This is a genomic window from Cytobacillus sp. MT66, from assembly GCF_058792595.1.
Map to the genome: position 1 here is coordinate 1 of NZ_JBXAFB010000009.1, position 18,694 is coordinate 18,694.

Sequence of the window (18,694 nt, forward strand, 5' to 3'; positions counted from 1 at the left end):
TGTATTTTGATAACCGAGGTAAGAAGTTTTCCCGAATCATCTTTAAAGGCTTCTTCCACTTACTGCGTTCTTGCCGGATATCCCTACGGCGTTTGGTATCGGTTTCCTTTTCTATTTTCTCCGTTAACCTTTCTACTTTTTCTTCTAGTTCTTTGGCGATCACTTCTAGATCTTGTACTGTGATTTCTTCCATTAGTTCAGTTTCTTCTTCTTTTGTTCCGGCTTCCAATTGTGTTAATTCATGTATGTGTTGTAATGTTTCTTGGATTTTTTCTTTTAATTGAGCTTCAAATTTTGAGGTTGCTTTTTTCCATACGAAAGAATACTTATTGGCATCAGCTTCGATTTTAGTGCCATCCAAAAAGTAGTTTTCCATGGTTATGTACTTTTCATCTATCAACTTACGAATCATTGCTTCAAATAGTTCGTCCATTAAGGCTTTCATTCGTTCTCCGCGAAACTCATTGATTGTACGGAAATCGGGCTGTTGCATCGCAGCCAACCAAATAGCTGGGATGTTTTCCTTGATAAGTTTTTCAATTCCCCGGCAGGAATAAACCTTTTGGGAATAAGCAAAAAGAATGATTTTAAGCATCATTTTAGGATGGAAGGAACTTCGTCCGCCACCTTTATAATGAGAAAATAATTGTTCATCAGGTACAGCCTCAACCATTTCATCCACGACACGGGCAACATGGTGTTCGGGTATCAGTTCCTCGATATCGAAGATAGCTTGAACCTGACGGTTATTGTAGGGTTTGAATGTAGGGGCCGACTGTCTCTTAGAAACAATGTTCTCTTTTTTTACTTCTAGAGGCAGGCTGGTTTGTGTGGTATAATTTTCAGTAGTGATCATTTGATTACTCATAAAAAATCGCTCCTTTTTGAAATGTTGGTTTGGTCACTTACATTTTACTAAAAAGGGCGATTTTTTTGTTTGCTTTTTTTACTTTTTCTGTGAAAATAATTTCTAGTTTAAAATCAATAACGATTGTTAAAACTAATTAACAATTGAATTTTAACAATAGGAAAGCAGAGCTACCGTAATTTACGGTTTCTCGAATAACTTTTCTATATTCTGTCTATAATGCTAATTTACAGTAGGCTCGTGGTAGGGTTCTTTGTTTTGAAGCATATGATAGACAATTGTAAGCATTCGATGTCCGATGGCAACGAGTGCTTTTTTCTTTCCTCTTCTTGCAGCTAATGACCAATATTTGATTCCCAACCGCTTGTTACGACTCCTTGAAACAGCCCATGCAGCCTCGCATAATGCAGATTTAATATGGGGATTCCCTTTAACCGTTTTGGTGCTTTTTCTTTTCCCCGCACTTTCATGATTTCCAGGTGACAGTCCTGCCCATGATGCGAGATGTTTAGAGGTTGGAAATTGTCCCATATCTACTCCTATTTCTGCAATGATAACGGCTGCTGTATCTTTCTTGATTCCTGGCATTGTTATCAGAAGTTGTAATTCTTCCTGATAGTTTTTCAAAATCTCGTCTATTCTTTTCTCAATATCCAATATTAATTCTTCAAGATAGACAATATGCATCCATGATTGTTTGATAAGAAAAAGCTGATGGTCATTTAACGTTCCGAACAAGGAATCCGTAATCAATTGTTTTTTATGGGCCATTTTGCCGTGAATTTTTTGCTCGACTTCTTCTCGGTCAATAAATCCATTGGACATCAATTGTTCCAAAAGTTTTCTCCCAGAAACACCAAATACATCTGAGATCACGGTGCCTAGTTTGATGTTTGAAGTCTCTAACACTTTTTGAATTCTATTCTTTTCAGACGTCATATGCCCAATCCATTTCCTTCTTAAGCGAGTCAAATCACGCAAATTTCGGAAATCCTCTGGTGGGACAAAGCTTTTCTCAATTAACCCATGCCTTAATAATTTGGCGATCCACTCCGCATCTGAAACGTCTGTCTTTCTACCTGGAACGTTCTTAATTCTTTGGGCATTTGCCAAGGTAATATCAAAAAAGTCTTCCAATATGTTATAAACTGGTTTCCAATAAACTCCGGTACTTTCCATTGCAATGTGAGTAACTCCCTTATCCTCGAGCCATTTAAGAAGTCTAAACAAATCTTTTGTTAAAGTTGGGAAAGTTTCAATCTCCTTTTCTATTTCTGCTTCGGAATCACCCAGTAATACACAAGCTACGATTGTTTCTGAATGTACATCTAAACCAGCACAACGTTTGTGTAATGTCTCCACTTCATCCACCTTCATTAAGATTATTCCACAAACAGTGGAATGAATTTGAAATTAAACATTTTTCTGTTCGTAGTCATCTCTCGAAAGAGAGAGCTAACAATGAGTTGTACACCAAATTCATTCCAACAGTTTTTTATTCAGGGTAAAACCACCATTAAAGCCCACGTTATATACTCACTGTTTGTGTTATCTACATTATGGGGGGAGAGGTCTATTTTCATTCCTGGGTTGTGAGCGAAAGATCATGAATGTTTTTTATAAAAAATAAGACTGTTTTAAAGCGCAATGTTGATTTTAACCGCTTAGTTGATTGGAGCGGAAGGCGCGTAGACTCCTGGGGGATCAGCATTGAAGTGAGACCCCGCAGGAGCGGTCGCTCCGAGGAGGCTCGCAAAACGCCCCCCGGAAAGTGAAGCGCCTGGAGAGGAAATCAACGGCCAAATTTAACAGAGCAAATAATAAAAAAAGAGCCGCTTCTATAAGCAGCTCTTTTAAATAGTTATTTTCTCAACATGATTAATTGGTATGTTAAGCCAGTTAGATGCTATCTTTTTAAAGATTTGTGTTGAACCGGTTGTGTAAAAGTCATATGAAGGCTCCTGATCACTTAGATTAAGCATTCGATGATGATAGAGGATTGTGCTGGCTTCCCTTGCTGTTTCGTCACCAGAACTGATTACCTTAACTCCAGGGCCAATAGACTTCTGAATAAGAGGCTCTAATAGAGGATAATGCGTACACCCTAGAATAAGTGTGTCTAAATCCTTATCTTTTAACGGCAGCAACGATTCTTCCACCATTTTCTCCGCCAGAAGTCCACTATATTCTCCTGATTCAACAAGCGGCACAAATTTTGGACACGCAAGGCTGTAGACAACAGATCGCTTATTAATTTGCTTTAATGCCCTCTCATATGCTGCGCTTCTTACTGTCCCCTCTGTCCCGATCACACCAATAATATTATTTTCTGTTCTTTTTATTGCTGCTCGGGCTCCCGGACTGATAACTCCAAGAACAGGTATAGGAAGCTGCTGGCGAATCTCATCTAATACAACAGCTGTGGCTGTGTTGCATGCAATAATCAGCATTTTAATTTCTTTTGTCAGCAGAAATTTCGTCAATTCCCAGGTAAAGGCTTTTACTTCTTCGCCTGGCCTTGGTCCGTAGGGACAGCGGGCTGTGTCTCCAAGGTAAACAATATTTTCATTAGGCAGCTGGCGAATGACTTCTTTAACTACAGTCAATCCGCCAACTCCAGAGTCAATAATCCCAATTGGTTTGTTCAAATAAACCGCCTCATTCTCCGCGCATTTCTTGATGTAATTTAATTAAACTTTTATTTAGAAGTTCCACTTCACCCTCAGAAAAATTCTCAAGAACTTCCTTTAAGTATAATTGGCGTTTGATAATGCATTCTGCTATAATTCTCTCACCTTCTTCTAACAGGTGAATACGGACCACTCTGCGATCTTTGGGGTCCTTAATCCGCTTAACAAGCGCTGTCTTTTCCATGCGATCAACCAAATCTGTAGTTGTGCTGAATGCAAGATACATTTTCGTTGAAAGCTCCCCAATAGTCATATCTCCTTCTTCATGAAGCCATTGCAGTGCCACAAATTGGGGCGGAGTAATCTTGTAATCACTTAATATTTCACGGCCCTTTTGCTTAATGATTCCAGATATATATCTAAGTTCTTTTTCAATAATTGGAACAAAATTTTCTTTGTTTGTATTTTCATCTGCAAGCCCCATCAAAACAACTCCCACTTTTACATATTCGATCCCTATTCATATTATGAAAAGACATTCGAAAATTCCTGTTCCATTTATTTTCGCCTTTTTTCGACTTAATTTCAAGATCCAATTGCGATATGGATTTACAGAATGTTGATTCCGCTCCAATCAACAAAGGTGTTAAAATTAACATTTAAACAAAAACAAAACCGGCTCTCCAATTTGGAAGCCGGTTTTGTTTTTACAGCTTTAGTTCACCCATGCGCAGTAATTCAACAACAGCTTGGGAGCGACCTTTGACCCCTAATTTTTGCATGGCATTTGAAATATGATTTCGAACCGTTTTTTCGCTTATAAATAATTCACCAGCGATTTCTCTTGTTGTCTTGTCTTGGACTAACAGTTCGAATACTTCTCTTTCTCGTTTGGTGAGTAATGGCTTGTGAGTAAATTCGTTCTCCTTCAAGTATTGTAACCCTCCTTGCCTTTCGCCAGCTATGAACTTTGGGATGGGTATATATTTAGTCACCATATCATATGTATACCAATGTCCTTAAGTGACTGCATATCCTTAAAGGAGGCAGGAAAATATTTAAAAAATTTTACTTTTAAAGCCGTACCTCTACACTGCTTTCCATTAATTTCTTCATATCATCTGACCACGGAACGCCTTTTCCGGTTTTTTTAGAAATTTGCACCATGGTCCCTCTTCCCGTAAAGCAAATATTCCCATTTTGCCTCTTCCCCATATAATGCAAATCGACGGAAGATGTACCAACAGAATTTGCCTTTACATAAACATGGATGGTTTCATCAAAAAAGACCTGCTGCAAAAAGTCGCATTGCAAATCGGCAACAACCGGTATCGTTTCATTATCTGTTTTTAGCCAGTCTTGCATGAATCCTATATGTTTAAAAAATTCAATCCTTGCCAGCTCAAAATAAGTAAAAGGGACCGTATTATTTAAATGTCCGAACATATCTGTCTCTGAAAAGCGCACTTTTACAGGGGAAGAAAATTGAAATTCCTTTTCCCACTGGGCAATGTCTGAAATATAATTTATTTTCGGCAATTCTCTCTTCCTCCTAAGTTCAATAATGAACAACCATTCATATTCTGTTTTATTATATGTCACTTTCAGCTGTTTGAATAGAAAAAAAGCCCTTTCGCAAAGGAGAGGGCTTTTTTTCTATTAGACATTATCGCTTCCGAAGAAGTTTTTAAACGCTTGAATGGTTGCATCACGGTTAACTGCAGCAATAGATGTCGTAATAGGAATCCCTTTTGGACAGGATTGCACACAGTTTTGGGAGTTACCGCATCCCTGCATACCGCCATCATCCATAAAGGCATTTAGACGTTCAGCTTTATTCATTGAACCAGTCGGATGTGCATTAAATAGGCGCACTTGGTTAAATACGAATGGTCCCATGAAGTTAGATTTGCTGTTTACGTTTGGACATGCTTCCAAACAAACACCGCAAGTCATACATTTTGATAGTTCATATGCCCATTGGCGTTTCGGCTCAGGCATACGTGGTCCAGGGCCTAGGTCGTAAGTTCCGTCAATTGGAATCCAAGCCTTAACCTTTTTCAAGGAATCAAACATTTTGCTTCTGTCAACCTGCAGGTCACGCACCACTGGGAACGTACGCATTGGTGCTAAGCGAATTGGCTGCTCTAATTGGTCAACTAAGGCAGTACAAGATTGGCGAGGCTTGCCATTGACGACCATTGAACATGCACCGCACACTTCTTCCAGACAGTTCATATCCCACGAAACAGGAGTTGTTTTTTCGCCCTTTACATTAACTGGATTACGGCGAATTTCCATAAGAGCCGAAATGACATTTAAGTTCGGACGATATGGTACTTCGAACTCCTCATCATAGGGCGCAGATTCTGGATTGTCTTGACGAGTTATTATGAAGCGAATTGTTTTTTTGTCACTCATCATTTACTCTCCCTTTCATATTTAATGTTTTTTTGTATAGTCACGCTCACGCGGTTTAATTAAAGAAATATCGACCTCCGCATAATTAAATGAAGGAGCTGTTGTTTCCCCTGTAAACGAAGCCATTGTTGTTTTTAGCCATTCCTTGTCATTACGCTGAGGAAATTCTGGCTTGTAGTGAGCACCGCGGCTTTCGTTACGATTATACGCTCCGATTGTAATTACACGCGCTAATTGAAGCATGTTTTTCAACTGACGAGTGAATGCAGCACCTTGGTTGCTCCATTTTGCAGTGTCGTTGATATTAATATTTTGATAACGCTCGATAAGCTCTTGAATTTTTTCATCCGTTTGAAGAAGCTTTTTGTTTTCACGAACAACGGTCACATTGTTTGTCATCCATTCTCCAAGCTCTCTGTGAAGAACGTATGCATTTTCATTTCCATCCATTGACATGATATCATTCCATTTAGCTTCTTGATCTTTTGTATGCTGGTCAAATAATGATGAAGATAATGCATCAGTTGTTTTCTCAAGTCCTTCAACATATTTAACCGCATTTGGACCAGCAACCATTCCGCCATAAATAGCTGAGAGCAGGGAATTCGCACCTAAACGGTTTGCACCGTGCTGTGAATAATCACATTCACCAGCAGCAAATAAACCTGGAATGCTTGTCTGCTGTTCATAGTCAACCCACAGACCGCCCATTGAATAGTGAACAGCAGGGAAGATTTTCATTGGCACTTTATGTGGATCATCACCAGTGAACTTCTCATAAATCTCAATGATTCCGCCTAGCTTAACGTCTAGTTCATGCGGATCTTTATGAGAAAGGTCAAGGTAGACAACGTTTTCACCGTTAACTCCTAATTTCTCATCTACACAGACATGGAAAATTTCACGTGTTGCAATATCACGTGGTACTAAGTTTCCGTATGCTGGATATTTTTCTTCCAAGAAGTACCAAGGCTTACCATCTTTATAAGTCCAAATACGTCCGCCTTCACCGCGGGCAGACTCACTCATCAGGCGCAGTTTGTCGTCCCCAGGGATTGCTGTTGGGTGAATTTGAATGAACTCACCGTTTGCATAAGTAGCACCTTGCTGATAAACGATAGATGCAGCAGAACCAGTGTTAATAATGGAGTTTGTTGACTTACCAAAGATAATACCAGGGCCGCCTGATGCCATGATTACTGCATCAGCAGAGAAGGATTTAATTTCCATTGATGTTAGGTTTTGCGCAACAATACCGCGGCAAACACCATCATCATCCTTAATAATTCCTAGGAATTCCCAGCCTTCGTATTTCGTTACAAGACCCGCAACCTCTTGCCGGCGTACTTGCTCATCAAGTGCATATAACAGCTGCTGTCCAGTAGTTGCACCGGCAAAAGCAGTACGGTGATGCTGTGTTCCACCAAAGCGTCGGAAGTCTAATAGACCTTCAGGCGTACGGTTAAACATAACACCCATACGGTCGAATAAATGGATAATTCCTGGTGCAGCTTCACACATTGCTTTTACAGGCGGCTGGTTAGCCAGGAAGTCTCCGCCGTAGATAGTATCATCAAAATGGATCCAAGGAGAATCTCCTTCACCCTTTGTATTAACTGCTCCGTTAATCCCGCCTTGGGCACAAACAGAGTGAGAACGCTTAACCGGCACTAATGAAAATAATTCAACCGGGGTTCCTGATTCACTGACTTTAATCGTTGCCATTAATCCGGCTAAACCGCCGCCGACAATTATGACCTTCCCTTTACTCATTGTGACTCACTCCCGTAATCATTTGTACATCTATAAGTTCAACAATTGCCGAACAAAAAAGTAGTTTGAAATTTTTATATTAAATAAATGCAAAAATCGCACGAACACCTACGATTGATAAAGCGACAAATACTAATGCTGTAACATATGTTGCAATGACCTGTGAGCGAGGTGAAACTGTAATACCCCAAGACACACAGAATGACCATAAACCGTTTGAGAAGTGGAAAATTGTTGAAATAATACCAACAAGATAGAAAACAAGCATTGCTGGATTGGATAAAATATTCTCCATCATTTGGAAATTAACTTCAGTACCAAACGCTGCCTGTACACGTGTCTGCCAAACATGCCATACGATGAAAATAAACGTAATTACACCAGATACACGCTGCAGTACAAACATCCAGTTACGGAATAGACCAAACTTGCTAACATTGTTCTTTGCGGTAAAAGCAATATAAAGACCGTAAATAGCATGGAATAGTATAGGCAAGAAGATAATAAAGGTTTCCAAAACTATTTTGAATGGAAGATTGCCCATAAATTCTGATGCCTTGTTAAACGACTCCTCTCCTCCTGTTGCAAAGTGATTCACGACAAGGTGTTGGATCAAAAAGATTCCAATAGGGATAACACCCAGCAATGAATGCAGTCTGCGACTCAAAAATTCACGATTACCCGCCATAATTTACCCCCCTAAATTTTTCAAGATGAAAAGGCTTCCCTTTTTATGTAATAGAATGTTCAACCTTGACATCTTCATGAACTTTCTGTTCATATTCTTACAATTATGTGACATGTCCATTTTACTCCCAACCCTTTAGAGCGTCAAGGCAACGTTTCGATAAAAACCTACATAAAAGAGAAAATCTTTAAAATATATTGATATCATGAAAAAAAAGAAAATATGTTTAATTTTTCTAGAGTTTGCCTTTTCTAAAATTATCCTAATATAGAAACTTCCCTTTACTAATAAACACCTTTTTTTTGCAAGTTTATCTACCTCCTTTTTCGGCATTTTGTTTATAATATAAAAAGACCGAAAAAGAGGAGAGGACAAATGAGCGAACTAACAGCAAAGCAAATAGAGCCAGAGCTGACTGAAGGCGTTTCTATTTTTGGATACGATTTAATTCGTGAAGTTCTCCTTCATGACCTTCTTGGACCAGATGGCCCGGAGATTTTATATTGGGCTGGAAAAAGACTGGCCCGGAAGTATCCCTTAGAATCTGTTTCTGACATCATTTCCTTCTTTCAAAAAGCCTCATGGGGAAGACTATCCATTGTAAAAGAAACAAAAGACGAATTGACCTTCGAGCTTTCCGGCTCAATCATTGAAAAACGCATGAAAGATCATGCACATTTCCACTGCAAACTTGAAGCAGGTTTTATTGCACAGCAAATAGAAAGCCAAAAAGGCTTTGTCTGCGAGGCGTTCGAGCATCCCCGCAAAAGAAGCTTAACAGCAACCTTTACTGTTAAGTGGGATCCCAAAGATACCGCTTGGCTATGACCACATCATAGCAAACCAATTCCATGTAAAAAGCATTTTTGTGTAATGCCTTTTACATGGAATTTATGTTCTTACGGATTTTAGGATTGTACAGAAATTCCTGAGAGCTGGAACGCATCGTGCAGCACTTCTACTGCTTTGATCATTTTCGCCTGTTCAATAACTGTTGACACCTTAATTTCAGATGTACTAACCATTTTAATTCCAATTCCATTTGCCGCCAGAACCTCAAACATTTCTGCAGCTACCCCTGGATTTGAGATCATACCCGAGCCAACGATGGAAACCTTTGCCAGCCCTGTTTCTGATTCAATGCGTTCATATTTCAATTGTTCCTTGCAGCTTTCGAGTACCTTGATGGTATCTTCCATATCCTCTTTTTTAATTGAAAATGATAGATTACCAGATTGATCTTCCAACACATTTTGGATAATAATATCAACATTAATATGATTTTTAGCCAGAGCAGAGAAAATAATCGGCAATGCTGTTATTGAATTAGGCAAGCCTAATACTGTAACTCGTGTTATATTGTCTTCGAAAGCGATCCCGCGAACGACAAGGTTTTCTTCCATTGATGCTTCCTCCTCAATCATTGTTCCTGCTTCCTTTTCACTGCTGGAACGAACTTCTAATGGAATTTGATAGTTTTTAGCAAACTCAACTGCTCTTGGATGGAGTACGCCAGCCCCAAGATGTGCCAGTTCAAGCATTTCATCATAAGAAATAGATAATAGCTTTCTCGCATTTTTTACATAACGGGGATCTGTTGTAAAAACACCCGTAACATCTGTATAAATCTCGCATTTTTCAGCATTATGGGCTGCAGCTAGTGCAACTGCCGTTGTATCGGACCCTCCGCGGCCAAGTGTAGAAATCGCCCCATCTTCGGTAATTCCCTGAAACCCAGCAACAACAACAATTTTCCCCTGGTTTAATTCCTTCTGTACCTTTGTTGCATCAATATCAATGATGCGCGCGTTGCCATGCACAGGCTCAGTTTTTATTCCTGCCTGCCAGCCTGTCATCGAAATAGCAGGATATCCTTTTTCAGTCAATGCAATCGCAAGCAAAGAAATTGTTACTTGTTCTCCCGTTGTCAGTAGCATGTCCAGCTCGCGGCGATTGGGATGTGTGCTTAAATCCTTTGCTAGCTCTACAAGCTGGTCGGTTGATTTACCCATGGCCGAAACAACAACGATTACATCATTTCCTTTTACCTTTTCTTCAATGACACGGCTTGCAACACGCTGAATTTTTTCTGTACTTCCAACTGATGTTCCACCGTATTTTTGTACAATTAATCCCACAATTTCCCCTCTTTTCATATAAAAGCGTGAATGTACTAGTCTAAAACAGCTTTCAACATTTATTTATGCAAATTATTAAGATTTGCTTGGATTAGTGCGCTTGTTTGCACATCCAAAATAAAGAAAACCTTTTTAGAGCAATAAAAAAAGCAATGAGATAGCTATCCCATTGCTGTGTAGGTTATGTGCAAAAAAAGAACACCCGCTTACACAGTGAGATAGCTCTCCAAAACGATTTTCGTTTTGACAATCTTGCACTTATTCAATGCAAAACCAGCTAAGAAAGTGATGAGACTTTCTCCACTTCGGCAACCTTCCCTTTCAAAGCTTTTCATTGAAGCTCATTCTTCTCCAAGCTTTTACTTTTGAAGTTCGCACCTCTACCTTCACTTTTTACAGTGATATTGAATTTTCATAATTATACCACGATATTATTATTTTAACAAGCTATTCCAGCAGCCTTTTCTTTAGCTCCTCAGCCACATTTGCCGGAAGCCCTAATTTCTTAAATTCCTCTGCATCAGCCTCTTTCATTTTTTTTACCGATCCAAATGTTTTTAAAAGCAGCTTCCTTCTCTTTTCCCCAATACCAGGAATGTCATCAAGCAGCGATTGAAAAGCATTTTTTCCGCGCTGCTGACGATGAAACGTTATCGCAAAACGGTGGACTTCATCCTGTATTCTTTGCAGCAAATAGAATTCCTGGCTATTTCGCCCAAGAGGAATGATTTCCAAGGGATTACCGTAAAGAAGCTGTGAGGTTTTGTGCTTTTCATCCTTAACAAGCCCTGAGATTGGAATGTCTAGTCCAAGTTCATTCTCAAGAACATCTCTCACCGATTCGACATGTCCTTTGCCTCCATCAATAATAATTAGATCTGGAAGCGGCAAATTTTCTTTGAGGACTCGAGAATATCTTCTGCGGACAACCTCTCTCATTGATTCATAATCATCAGGTCCCTGAACAGATTTAATTTTATATTTCCGATATTCCCGTTTTTCCGCTTTTCCATCAATAAAGACAACCATCGCTGAGACAGGGTCTGTCCCTTGAATATTTGAATTATCAAATGCCTCAATACGGTGAGGTGTATAGATTCCAAGCTTTGATCCTAGATTTTCGACCGCTTTAATCGTTCTTTCCTCATCCCGTTCGATTAATGAAAATTTTTCTTTCAGAGCAATTTTTGCATTTTTGCAGGCAAGCTCGACAAGATCCTTTTTTTGTCCCCGTTGTGGCTTTAACACCTTGGTGTCCAGGATTTTCTCAGCAATTTCTTCATTAACCGAATGGGGAATTAGAATTTCCCGTGGCTTAAAATGATTGGCTTTAGTATAGAACTGTCCTAAAAAGGTCAATATTTCATCCTCAGATTCATTATAGATCGGAAACATCGACACATCACGTTCAATCAGCTTCCCTTGTCTGATGAAAAAGACCTGAACACACATCCAGCCTTTATCAACCGCATAACCGAAGACATCCCGATCGGTAAAATCCGTTGTGACAATCTTCTGTTTTTCCATGGTTGCATCAATATGTGCAATTTTGTCCCTTAGTTCTTTTGCCTTTTCAAAATCAAGCTCTTCGGAGGCTGCAAGCATCTTCTCTGATAAATCTTTTTTAATCTCTTTGTATCCGCCGTTAAGAAAACGTGCAATTTCATCTGTCATTTTCTTATATTCTTGCTCAGAGACTTCATTTACACATGGTGCAAGACATTGCCCTAAATGATAATAAAGGCAGACCCGATCTGGAAGTGTGGTACATTTCCTCAATGGGTACAAACGGTCAAGCAGCTTCTTCGTTTCATTGGCTGCATGAACATTTGGATAGGGCCCAAAGTATTTTGCCTTATCCTTTTTTACCTTTCGCGTTGTAATAAGCCGGGGATGTCTTTCATTGGTAAGCTTGATAAACGGATAGCTTTTATCATCCTTTAGCATGACATTATACTTCGGATCATGCTTTTTAATTAAATTTAATTCAAGGATTAACGCTTCCACATTAGAGGAAGTCACAATATATTCAAAGTCTTCAATTTCATTGACAAGCCTTAGTGTCTTTCCATCATGCGAGCCAGTAAAGTAAGATCTGACGCGATTTTTCAAAACCTTGGCTTTCCCAACATAAATAATGGTCCCTTGACGGTCCTTCATTAAATAGCAGCCAGGCTGCCCCGGAAGAAGCATAAGTTTATTCTTTATGATTTCGTTCATATTTTTTCACTTCCAAAAGGGAAAATCAGCAACCGGAGTGGATTTCCGCTTAATAAAATATATAGGTATAAATCTTATAAAACCCCCGGTCTAAAATAACCGGGGGTTTAAGGTAATTATAACATTGTAAACACAAAAGTTTACTTTTTATTATGCATGCTTGGAAAGAAGTTCAGCAAGTGCTTCTTTAGGCTGGAATCCGACAACTTTATCGACTACTTCGCCATCTTTGAAGACTAATAAAGTTGGAATGCTCATGATTCCGAATTTTCCTGCTGTTTCTTGGTTATCGTCAACATCGAGTTTTACGATTTTTACTTTGTCTCCCATTTCAGCATCTAATTCTTCTAAAACTGGAGCAATCATCTTACAAGGTCCGCACCATGGTGCCCAAAAGTCTGCTAAAACGACTCCTGAACTTGTTTCAGATGAAAAGTTTTGATCTGTAGCATGTGTAATAGCCATAATTATATGCCCTCCTAAAGTATCATTCAATTCTAACGACAGTATATCATCGTTTATGTAATGTTGCTAATAATTTGCCCTAAAAGTAATTTCCCCTTCTAAGGGCTTCCTATTCAAATAGAAACGTCTAAATAATTAGCAAAAAAGGCGGCAAGGTAAGCCGCCCTATCTTTTATTAATTATGCATTAACTAAAAGCTTTTTGAATTCTTCAGTAAGCATTGGAACGACTTCGAACAAATCTCCTACAATTCCGTAATCGGCTACATTAAAGATATTTGCTTCTGGATCTTTATTAATAGCTACAATAACCTTTGAGTTGGACATTCCAGCAAGGTGCTGAATAGCACCGGAAATTCCGCAAGCAATGTAAAGATCCGGTGTAACTACTTTACCTGTTTGTCCAATTTGAAGTGAATAATCGCAGTAATCAGCATCACACGCACCGCGGGAAGCTCCTACCGCACCATTCAATACGTTAGCTAGCTCTTTTAATGGTTCAAAACCTTCAGCACTCTTTACTCCGCGGCCTCCAGCAATGATTACCTTCGCTTCAGAAAGGTCTACCCCTTCGCTTGCCTTGCGTACAACTTCTTTAACAATAGAACGCAAATCTTTAATTTCAACAGAAAGTGTGGAAACATCGCCAGATCTAGCTTCATCCTTTTCTAAAGGAGCAATGTTGTTAGGACGGATTGTTGCAAATACAATTCCATCTGTAACAATTTTCTTTTCAAATGCTTTACCGGAATAAATAGGACGAGTGAAAACTAAATTTCCGCCAGAGACTTCAAGACCTGTTGCATCGGAAATTAAACCAGAGCCAAGTTTTGCTGCAATTTTAGGAGATAAATCCTTCCCTAGTGCAGTATGGCCAAAAATAATTCCCTCTGGTTTTTCAGCTTCAATAACAGCTAAAAGTGCTTGTGAAAAGCCATCTGATGTATATTGCTTTAATTTTTCATCTTCAACTGCAACTACACGGTCAGCACCGTATTGAATTAATTCTGCGCCAAGTCCGCTTACAGACTCGCCAACTAGTACACCAACAACTTCTCCGCCCTCAGAAGATGTCTTTGCTGCTGCAACTGCTTCAAAGGATACGTTTCGTAATGATCCGTCACGGACTTCACCTAACACTAATACTTTTCTAGCCATATGTCTTACCCCCTGCGTAAATTTTGAATTGAGCCGTTTTAAAAATCGCAAAATTTATATGATAAACGAATGGATAGATTCCTAATCAGACAACCTTCGCTTCAGTATGAAGAAGATTTACTAATTCTTTTACTTGATCTGCTAACTCGCCTTCAAGCACTTTTCCTGCTTCTTTTTTAGGTGGAAGATAGATTTCGATTGTTTTTGTCTTAGCTTCTACATCGTCCTCATCTAAATCAAGATCATCCAGCTCTAACTCTTCAAGCGGCTTTTTCTTTGCCTTCATAATGCCTGGCAAAGATGGATAGCGAGGCTCGTTTAATCCTTGCTGTGCTGTTACAAGAAGAGGAAGCTTTGTTTCAATTGTTTCGGAGTCACCCTCAACATCTCGAACAACAGTAGCAGTATCGCCAGAAATCTCAAGATTTGTAATCGTAGTTACATAGGAAATACCAAGAAGCTCAGCTACGCGAGGTCCAACCTGGCCAGAGCCGCCATCGATTGCTACATTACCTCCAAGGATTAGATCTGCATCTTTATCCTTTAAGTATTCAGCCAAAATTTTTGCTGTAGTGAATTGGTCACCATTTTCAACATCATCTTCAGTATTAATTAGAACAGCTTTGTCTGCACCCATTGCAAGAGCTGTGCGAAGCTGCTTTTCTGCTTCTTCATTGCCTACAGAAATGACAGTTACTTCACCGCCATGCTCGTCACGAACCTGAATTGCTTCTTCAATTGCATATTCATCATAAGGGTTAATGATAAATTCTGCGCCTTCTTCATTAATTTGTCCGCCGGCAATCGTGATTTTTTCCTCAGTATCAAAAGTTCTCTTCATTAATACATAGATGTTCATAATGTCCCCTCCATTTGTAGATTCCTATTTTACAAGATTGTAAAAATATATTATTCTCCGGTAAAATGGGGCTCCCTTTTTTCAATAAAGGCAGCAATTCCCTCTTTCCCGTCTTTCGAAACAAAAACTTCTCCAAAAAGCTCGGACTCTTTTTTCACACCAGTATGAAATTTGTCAGTTTTCGAATAATTTAAAAGCTGAATAGCCGCTTTCACTGAAACAGGACTTTTCTTGGCCATTTTCTTAGCCATACTATAGGCATTGCTTAAAAGCTCACTTTCGGGAAATGCATGATTAGCCAGTCCATATTGAACTGCTTCTAATCCAGTGATCGGATCACTGGTCAGCATCATTTCTGCAGCCTTTGCTGCACCTACATAACGCGGGAGACGCTGAGTTCCGGCAAATCCAGGAATCAGGCCTAGCTGAAGCTCGGGAAGCCCAAGCTTTGCATTTTCTGCAACTAGCCGAATATGGCACCCCATGGCAAGCTCAAGACCGCCGCCAAGGGCAGCTCCATGAATCGCCGCAATAATTGGCTTTGGGAACGTTTCTATTCTTTCAAAAAGACTTTGGCCTAATTCTGATAGATTCGAAAATTCCTCTCCGCTATTCATTGCAGTGAATTCCTTAATGTCGGCACCAGCTGAGAAAAAGCGGCCTTCTCCGTGAATTAATATGACCCTGATTCCATCATCAGATTCCATTTCATCCAGTACAGCTGACAGTTCTTTTAAAAGCCCGGAAGAAAGTGCGTTTGCTGGTGGCCTGTCAATAGTGATAGTAGCAACCATGTCTTGGGAATTCCACTGTAAGTATTCCACCCTCCATCCCCCTTTGCCAGTAATTTTTCTCTGTCTTCCCGGAGGCATCTTGTGCAATTCTTAGTTTCCGCAGCCCTTAAGAAGCAACTGATGAATGGGGACAGCTAAATCGGTCAGATCATATTTTTGATCATTCATCACCCATGTGGTGGCTGTTTCATCAATTGTCCCGAATATCATTTGACGGGCCAGCCTAACATCCAGTGTTGGAGAAAACTCGCCACTTTCTTTACCATCTTTTAAAATCTGCTCTATTAAAGAGAGATATCCCTTTAGTACATCGTTAATTTTATGGCGCAAATCAATATTTGACTGTCTTAATTCCAACTGAGTTACAATTGCGAGGTGCCGATCCTCCGAGAGCATTTGAAAATGAGTTTCTACCATCAATAATAACTTCTCCGCCGCTTTGTTTTTTCCTGCTATTTTTTCTTCAATTTTTTCAACAAAATTACCCATCTTTTCCTGAAAGAGAGAAATTAAAATATCTTCTTTATTTTTAAAATACAAATAAATGGTTCCATCGGCGACTCCCGCCTGTTTGGCAATCTTTGATACCTGCGCCTGATGATATCCGTTTTCGGCTATAGCAATAACTGCTGCATCAATGATTTGCCGGTATTTCGGTTTGTTTTTTTTCATATTTCCCTCCTCTTTCAGAAAAGCATAAGCAACTGAAAATCGAATATAATTTTTATTTTTTATATAATAATAATTTTTCAGACATTTGATGAATGAATAATCATTCATATTTTTATAATAGTTTTGAAAATTAATTCTGTCAAGAAGCTTCCTTTTATTTTTGCCGTAATTATATTATGACATTAGTGAAAAAATTTAGACAAGCCCCATTTTGCAAAAAGAAAGAGCCGAGGCAATCGGTCTCAAATATTAAGCCCACTTTTCATCTTCCTCATTCATTTTCTTTTTCTCTTCCTCTACTAAAGCTCTGCGAAGGATTTTTCCGACAGCTGTTTTCGGAAGTTCTGCACGGAATTCGTATTCCCGCGGGGCCTTGTAGGCAGCTAAATGCTTTCTGGCAAACTCATTCAATTCTTTCTCTGTTACATTAGTCCCTTCCTTTAAGACAATATAAGCCTTAACCGTCTCTCCGCGATATGGATCAGGTATCCCTGCAGCAACTGCTTCTTGAACCGCAGGATGCTCATATAGCACCTCTTCAATTTCACGAGGATAAATATTATATCCCCCGGCAATAATCATATCCTTTTTCCTGTCGACGATATAAAAATAGCCGTCATCATCCATATAGCCAAGATCGCCTGTCAGCAGCCACCCATCTCTTAATGTTTCAGCCGTCTCTTCAGGGCGGTTCCAGTATCCCTTCATGACCTGCGGGCCTTTAACAGCCAATTCCCCGACTTCACCTGGAGGAAGGGGCTCGCTGGATTCCATAGAAAAAATAGCTGCCTCTGTATCCGGCCATGGAACACCAATACTTCCCTTTACCCGCGGGCGATCCCAAAGAAAATTAGCATGTGTGACAGGGGAAGATTCTGTTAAACCATAGCCTTCCACAAGCTTTCCTCCTGTAACTTCCTCAAACTTCTGCTGCACCTCAGAAGGCAGCGCGGCTGATCCGCTGATACAGGAGTCAATCGATGATAAATCATATTTTTTCAAATCCGGATGGTTCAGCAATCCAATATAAATCGTTGGCGCACCTGGGAAAAGAGTTGGTCTTTGTTTTTGTATCGTCTTAAGTGTAGATTCAGGATCGAATTTTGGCATAAGGACCATCTTATATCCTTCCATAATAGATAATATGAGAACGGTCGTCATTCCGTAAACATGGAAGAAAGGAAGGATACCTAGAACGATTTCTTCTCCCGGTTTGCATTTATAAAGCCAGGACTTGCACATAAACGTATTGGCAATAAGATTTTTATGCGTCAGCATGACACCTTTAGGAAACCCTGTCGTTCCGCCAGTATATTGCAGCAATGCCAAATCTTCTTCAAAATCAAAATCATATTCCTTTAAATCACGGATAGGCAGCCTTAATATCTCCTTTAAAAGGTGGTTTTGTCCCTCATGCTGTACATTCACAACCAATCCATACTGTTTCTTTTGAATAAATGGATAGATCAGATTTTTAGGAAACGCAAGGGCATCCTTGATAGCGGTTACAATAATGTGCTGCAGATTTGTCTTCGGCTTTACTTTCGATACCCTTGGAAAAAGAATATCCATTGTTATAATGACCTTTGCGCCCGAATCCTTCATTTGATACTCAAGCTCCCGCTCCATATAAAGCGGGTTGGTTTGGACAACAATTCCCCCAGCCATTAAAATGGCGTAGTAGCTAATAACCGCTTGCGGGGTGTTCGGCAGCATGATGGCTACCCTGTCATTTTTTTCAACGCCTATTTCCTGAAGGTAGGAAGCTAGTTTTAGAGAGGATTCATAAATGTATTGGAAAGTGAATTCCTTTCCCATAAAATGAACTGCAATTTTATCAGGATGTTTCTCTGACGTCTTTTTCAGGTACTCCTGAACCGGCTGGTTTGTATATGTCAAAGTTGAGGGGATTTCTTCCGGATAATGCTGAAGCCATGGTTTATTTGCCAAAACATTCCCTCCTTTATTATAGGTGTAATATTTTGAACATTCTAATTGTTCATTCCTAT

At 39.5% G+C, this 18,694-nt stretch carries 18 protein-coding genes and 1 riboswitch; of the genes, 1 reads left to right on the forward strand and 17 read right to left on the reverse strand.

Annotated features, from left to right (window positions below; all coding sequences use genetic code 11):
* The 9 genes from AC1Q59_RS16195 to AC1Q59_RS16235 form a co-directional block, all read right to left on the reverse strand.
* Positions 1–868: transposase (locus AC1Q59_RS16195; protein ID WP_492366888.1), on the reverse strand; the 868-nt coding region annotated here is incomplete at its 3' end.
* Between the two features lie 222 nt (positions 869–1,090).
* Entirely contained in the window at positions 1,091–2,230 is a 1,140-nt protein-coding gene (locus AC1Q59_RS16200; RefSeq protein ID WP_492366889.1) for an IS110 family RNA-guided transposase, read from the reverse strand.
* Positions 2,231–2,721: 491 nt separating this feature from the next.
* Positions 2,722–3,516 carry a glutamate racemase gene (gene racE / locus AC1Q59_RS16205; protein WP_492366890.1) on the reverse strand — a complete coding sequence of 265 codons (795 nt, stop codon included), beginning with the start codon at positions 3,514–3,516 and terminating at the stop codon, positions 2,722–2,724.
* A 10-nt stretch (positions 3,517–3,526) separates the two neighbouring features.
* Positions 3,527–3,982, reverse strand: coding sequence for a MarR family winged helix-turn-helix transcriptional regulator (locus tag AC1Q59_RS16210; protein WP_492366891.1), 456 nt, complete (start codon positions 3,980–3,982; stop codon positions 3,527–3,529).
* Between the two features lie 223 nt (positions 3,983–4,205).
* Positions 4,206–4,430 (reverse strand): helix-turn-helix domain-containing protein, encoded by a 225-nt coding sequence (locus tag AC1Q59_RS16215; protein WP_492366892.1) that lies wholly within the window; start codon positions 4,428–4,430, stop codon positions 4,206–4,208.
* A gap of 142 nt (positions 4,431–4,572) precedes the next feature.
* Positions 4,573–5,037: an acyl-CoA thioesterase gene (locus AC1Q59_RS16220; protein WP_492366893.1), complete on the reverse strand. Its 465-nt coding sequence runs from the start codon at positions 5,035–5,037 to the stop codon at positions 4,573–4,575.
* A 120-nt stretch (positions 5,038–5,157) separates the two neighbouring features.
* On the reverse strand, positions 5,158–5,919 hold the full coding sequence (gene sdhB, locus AC1Q59_RS16225; protein WP_492367078.1) for a succinate dehydrogenase iron-sulfur subunit: 762 nt from the start codon (positions 5,917–5,919) through the stop codon (positions 5,158–5,160).
* Between the two features lie 21 nt (positions 5,920–5,940).
* Complete coding sequence (gene sdhA, locus AC1Q59_RS16230; protein WP_492366894.1) at positions 5,941–7,692, reverse strand: succinate dehydrogenase flavoprotein subunit; 1,752 nt, start codon at positions 7,690–7,692, stop codon at positions 5,941–5,943.
* A gap of 79 nt (positions 7,693–7,771) precedes the next feature.
* The gene (locus AC1Q59_RS16235; protein ID WP_492366895.1) at positions 7,772–8,380 is read right to left on the reverse strand and encodes a succinate dehydrogenase cytochrome b558 subunit; all 609 of its coding nucleotides are present in this window, start codon (positions 8,378–8,380) and stop codon (positions 7,772–7,774) included.
* A 375-nt stretch (positions 8,381–8,755) separates the two neighbouring features.
* Between AC1Q59_RS16235 and AC1Q59_RS16240 the strand changes: the two genes are divergently transcribed.
* On the forward strand, positions 8,756–9,208 hold the full coding sequence (locus tag AC1Q59_RS16240; protein ID WP_492366896.1) for a YslB family protein: 453 nt from the start codon (positions 8,756–8,758) through the stop codon (positions 9,206–9,208).
* Positions 9,209–9,288: 80 nt separating this feature from the next.
* Here the strand turns inward: AC1Q59_RS16240 and AC1Q59_RS16245 are convergent, their stop codons facing one another.
* From AC1Q59_RS16245 to AC1Q59_RS16280, 8 genes are all read right to left on the reverse strand, one after another.
* Positions 9,289–10,518 carry an aspartate kinase gene (locus AC1Q59_RS16245; RefSeq protein WP_492366897.1) on the reverse strand — a complete coding sequence of 410 codons (1,230 nt, stop codon included), beginning with the start codon at positions 10,516–10,518 and terminating at the stop codon, positions 9,289–9,291.
* 211 nt (positions 10,519–10,729) lie between these two features.
* Positions 10,730–10,909, reverse strand: a riboswitch (Lysine riboswitch).
* A gap of 56 nt (positions 10,910–10,965) precedes the next feature.
* The gene (gene uvrC / locus AC1Q59_RS16250; protein ID WP_492366898.1) at positions 10,966–12,738 is read right to left on the reverse strand and encodes an excinuclease ABC subunit UvrC; all 1,773 of its coding nucleotides are present in this window, start codon (positions 12,736–12,738) and stop codon (positions 10,966–10,968) included.
* A gap of 150 nt (positions 12,739–12,888) precedes the next feature.
* Positions 12,889–13,203, reverse strand: a complete 315-nt coding sequence (gene trxA / locus AC1Q59_RS16255; protein WP_492366899.1) for a thioredoxin — start codon at positions 13,201–13,203, stop codon at positions 12,889–12,891.
* A 179-nt stretch (positions 13,204–13,382) separates the two neighbouring features.
* On the reverse strand, positions 13,383–14,360 hold the full coding sequence (locus tag AC1Q59_RS16260) for an electron transfer flavoprotein subunit alpha/FixB family protein (RefSeq protein ID WP_492366900.1): 978 nt from the start codon (positions 14,358–14,360) through the stop codon (positions 13,383–13,385).
* An 85-nt stretch (positions 14,361–14,445) separates the two neighbouring features.
* A complete protein-coding gene (locus AC1Q59_RS16265) occupies positions 14,446–15,219 on the reverse strand; it encodes an electron transfer flavoprotein subunit beta/FixA family protein (RefSeq protein ID WP_492366901.1) in 774 nt (257 codons plus the stop codon).
* A gap of 50 nt (positions 15,220–15,269) precedes the next feature.
* Positions 15,270–16,043 carry an enoyl-CoA hydratase gene (locus AC1Q59_RS16270; protein ID WP_492366902.1) on the reverse strand — a complete coding sequence of 258 codons (774 nt, stop codon included), beginning with the start codon at positions 16,041–16,043 and terminating at the stop codon, positions 15,270–15,272.
* Between the two features lie 60 nt (positions 16,044–16,103).
* The gene (gene fadR / locus AC1Q59_RS16275; protein WP_492366903.1) at positions 16,104–16,685 is read right to left on the reverse strand and encodes a fatty acid metabolism transcriptional regulator FadR; all 582 of its coding nucleotides are present in this window, start codon (positions 16,683–16,685) and stop codon (positions 16,104–16,106) included.
* Positions 16,686–16,934: 249 nt separating this feature from the next.
* Positions 16,935–18,635: a long-chain-fatty-acid--CoA ligase gene (locus tag AC1Q59_RS16280; RefSeq protein ID WP_492366904.1), complete on the reverse strand. Its 1,701-nt coding sequence runs from the start codon at positions 18,633–18,635 to the stop codon at positions 16,935–16,937.
* Positions 18,636–18,694: the final 59 nt, after the last annotated feature.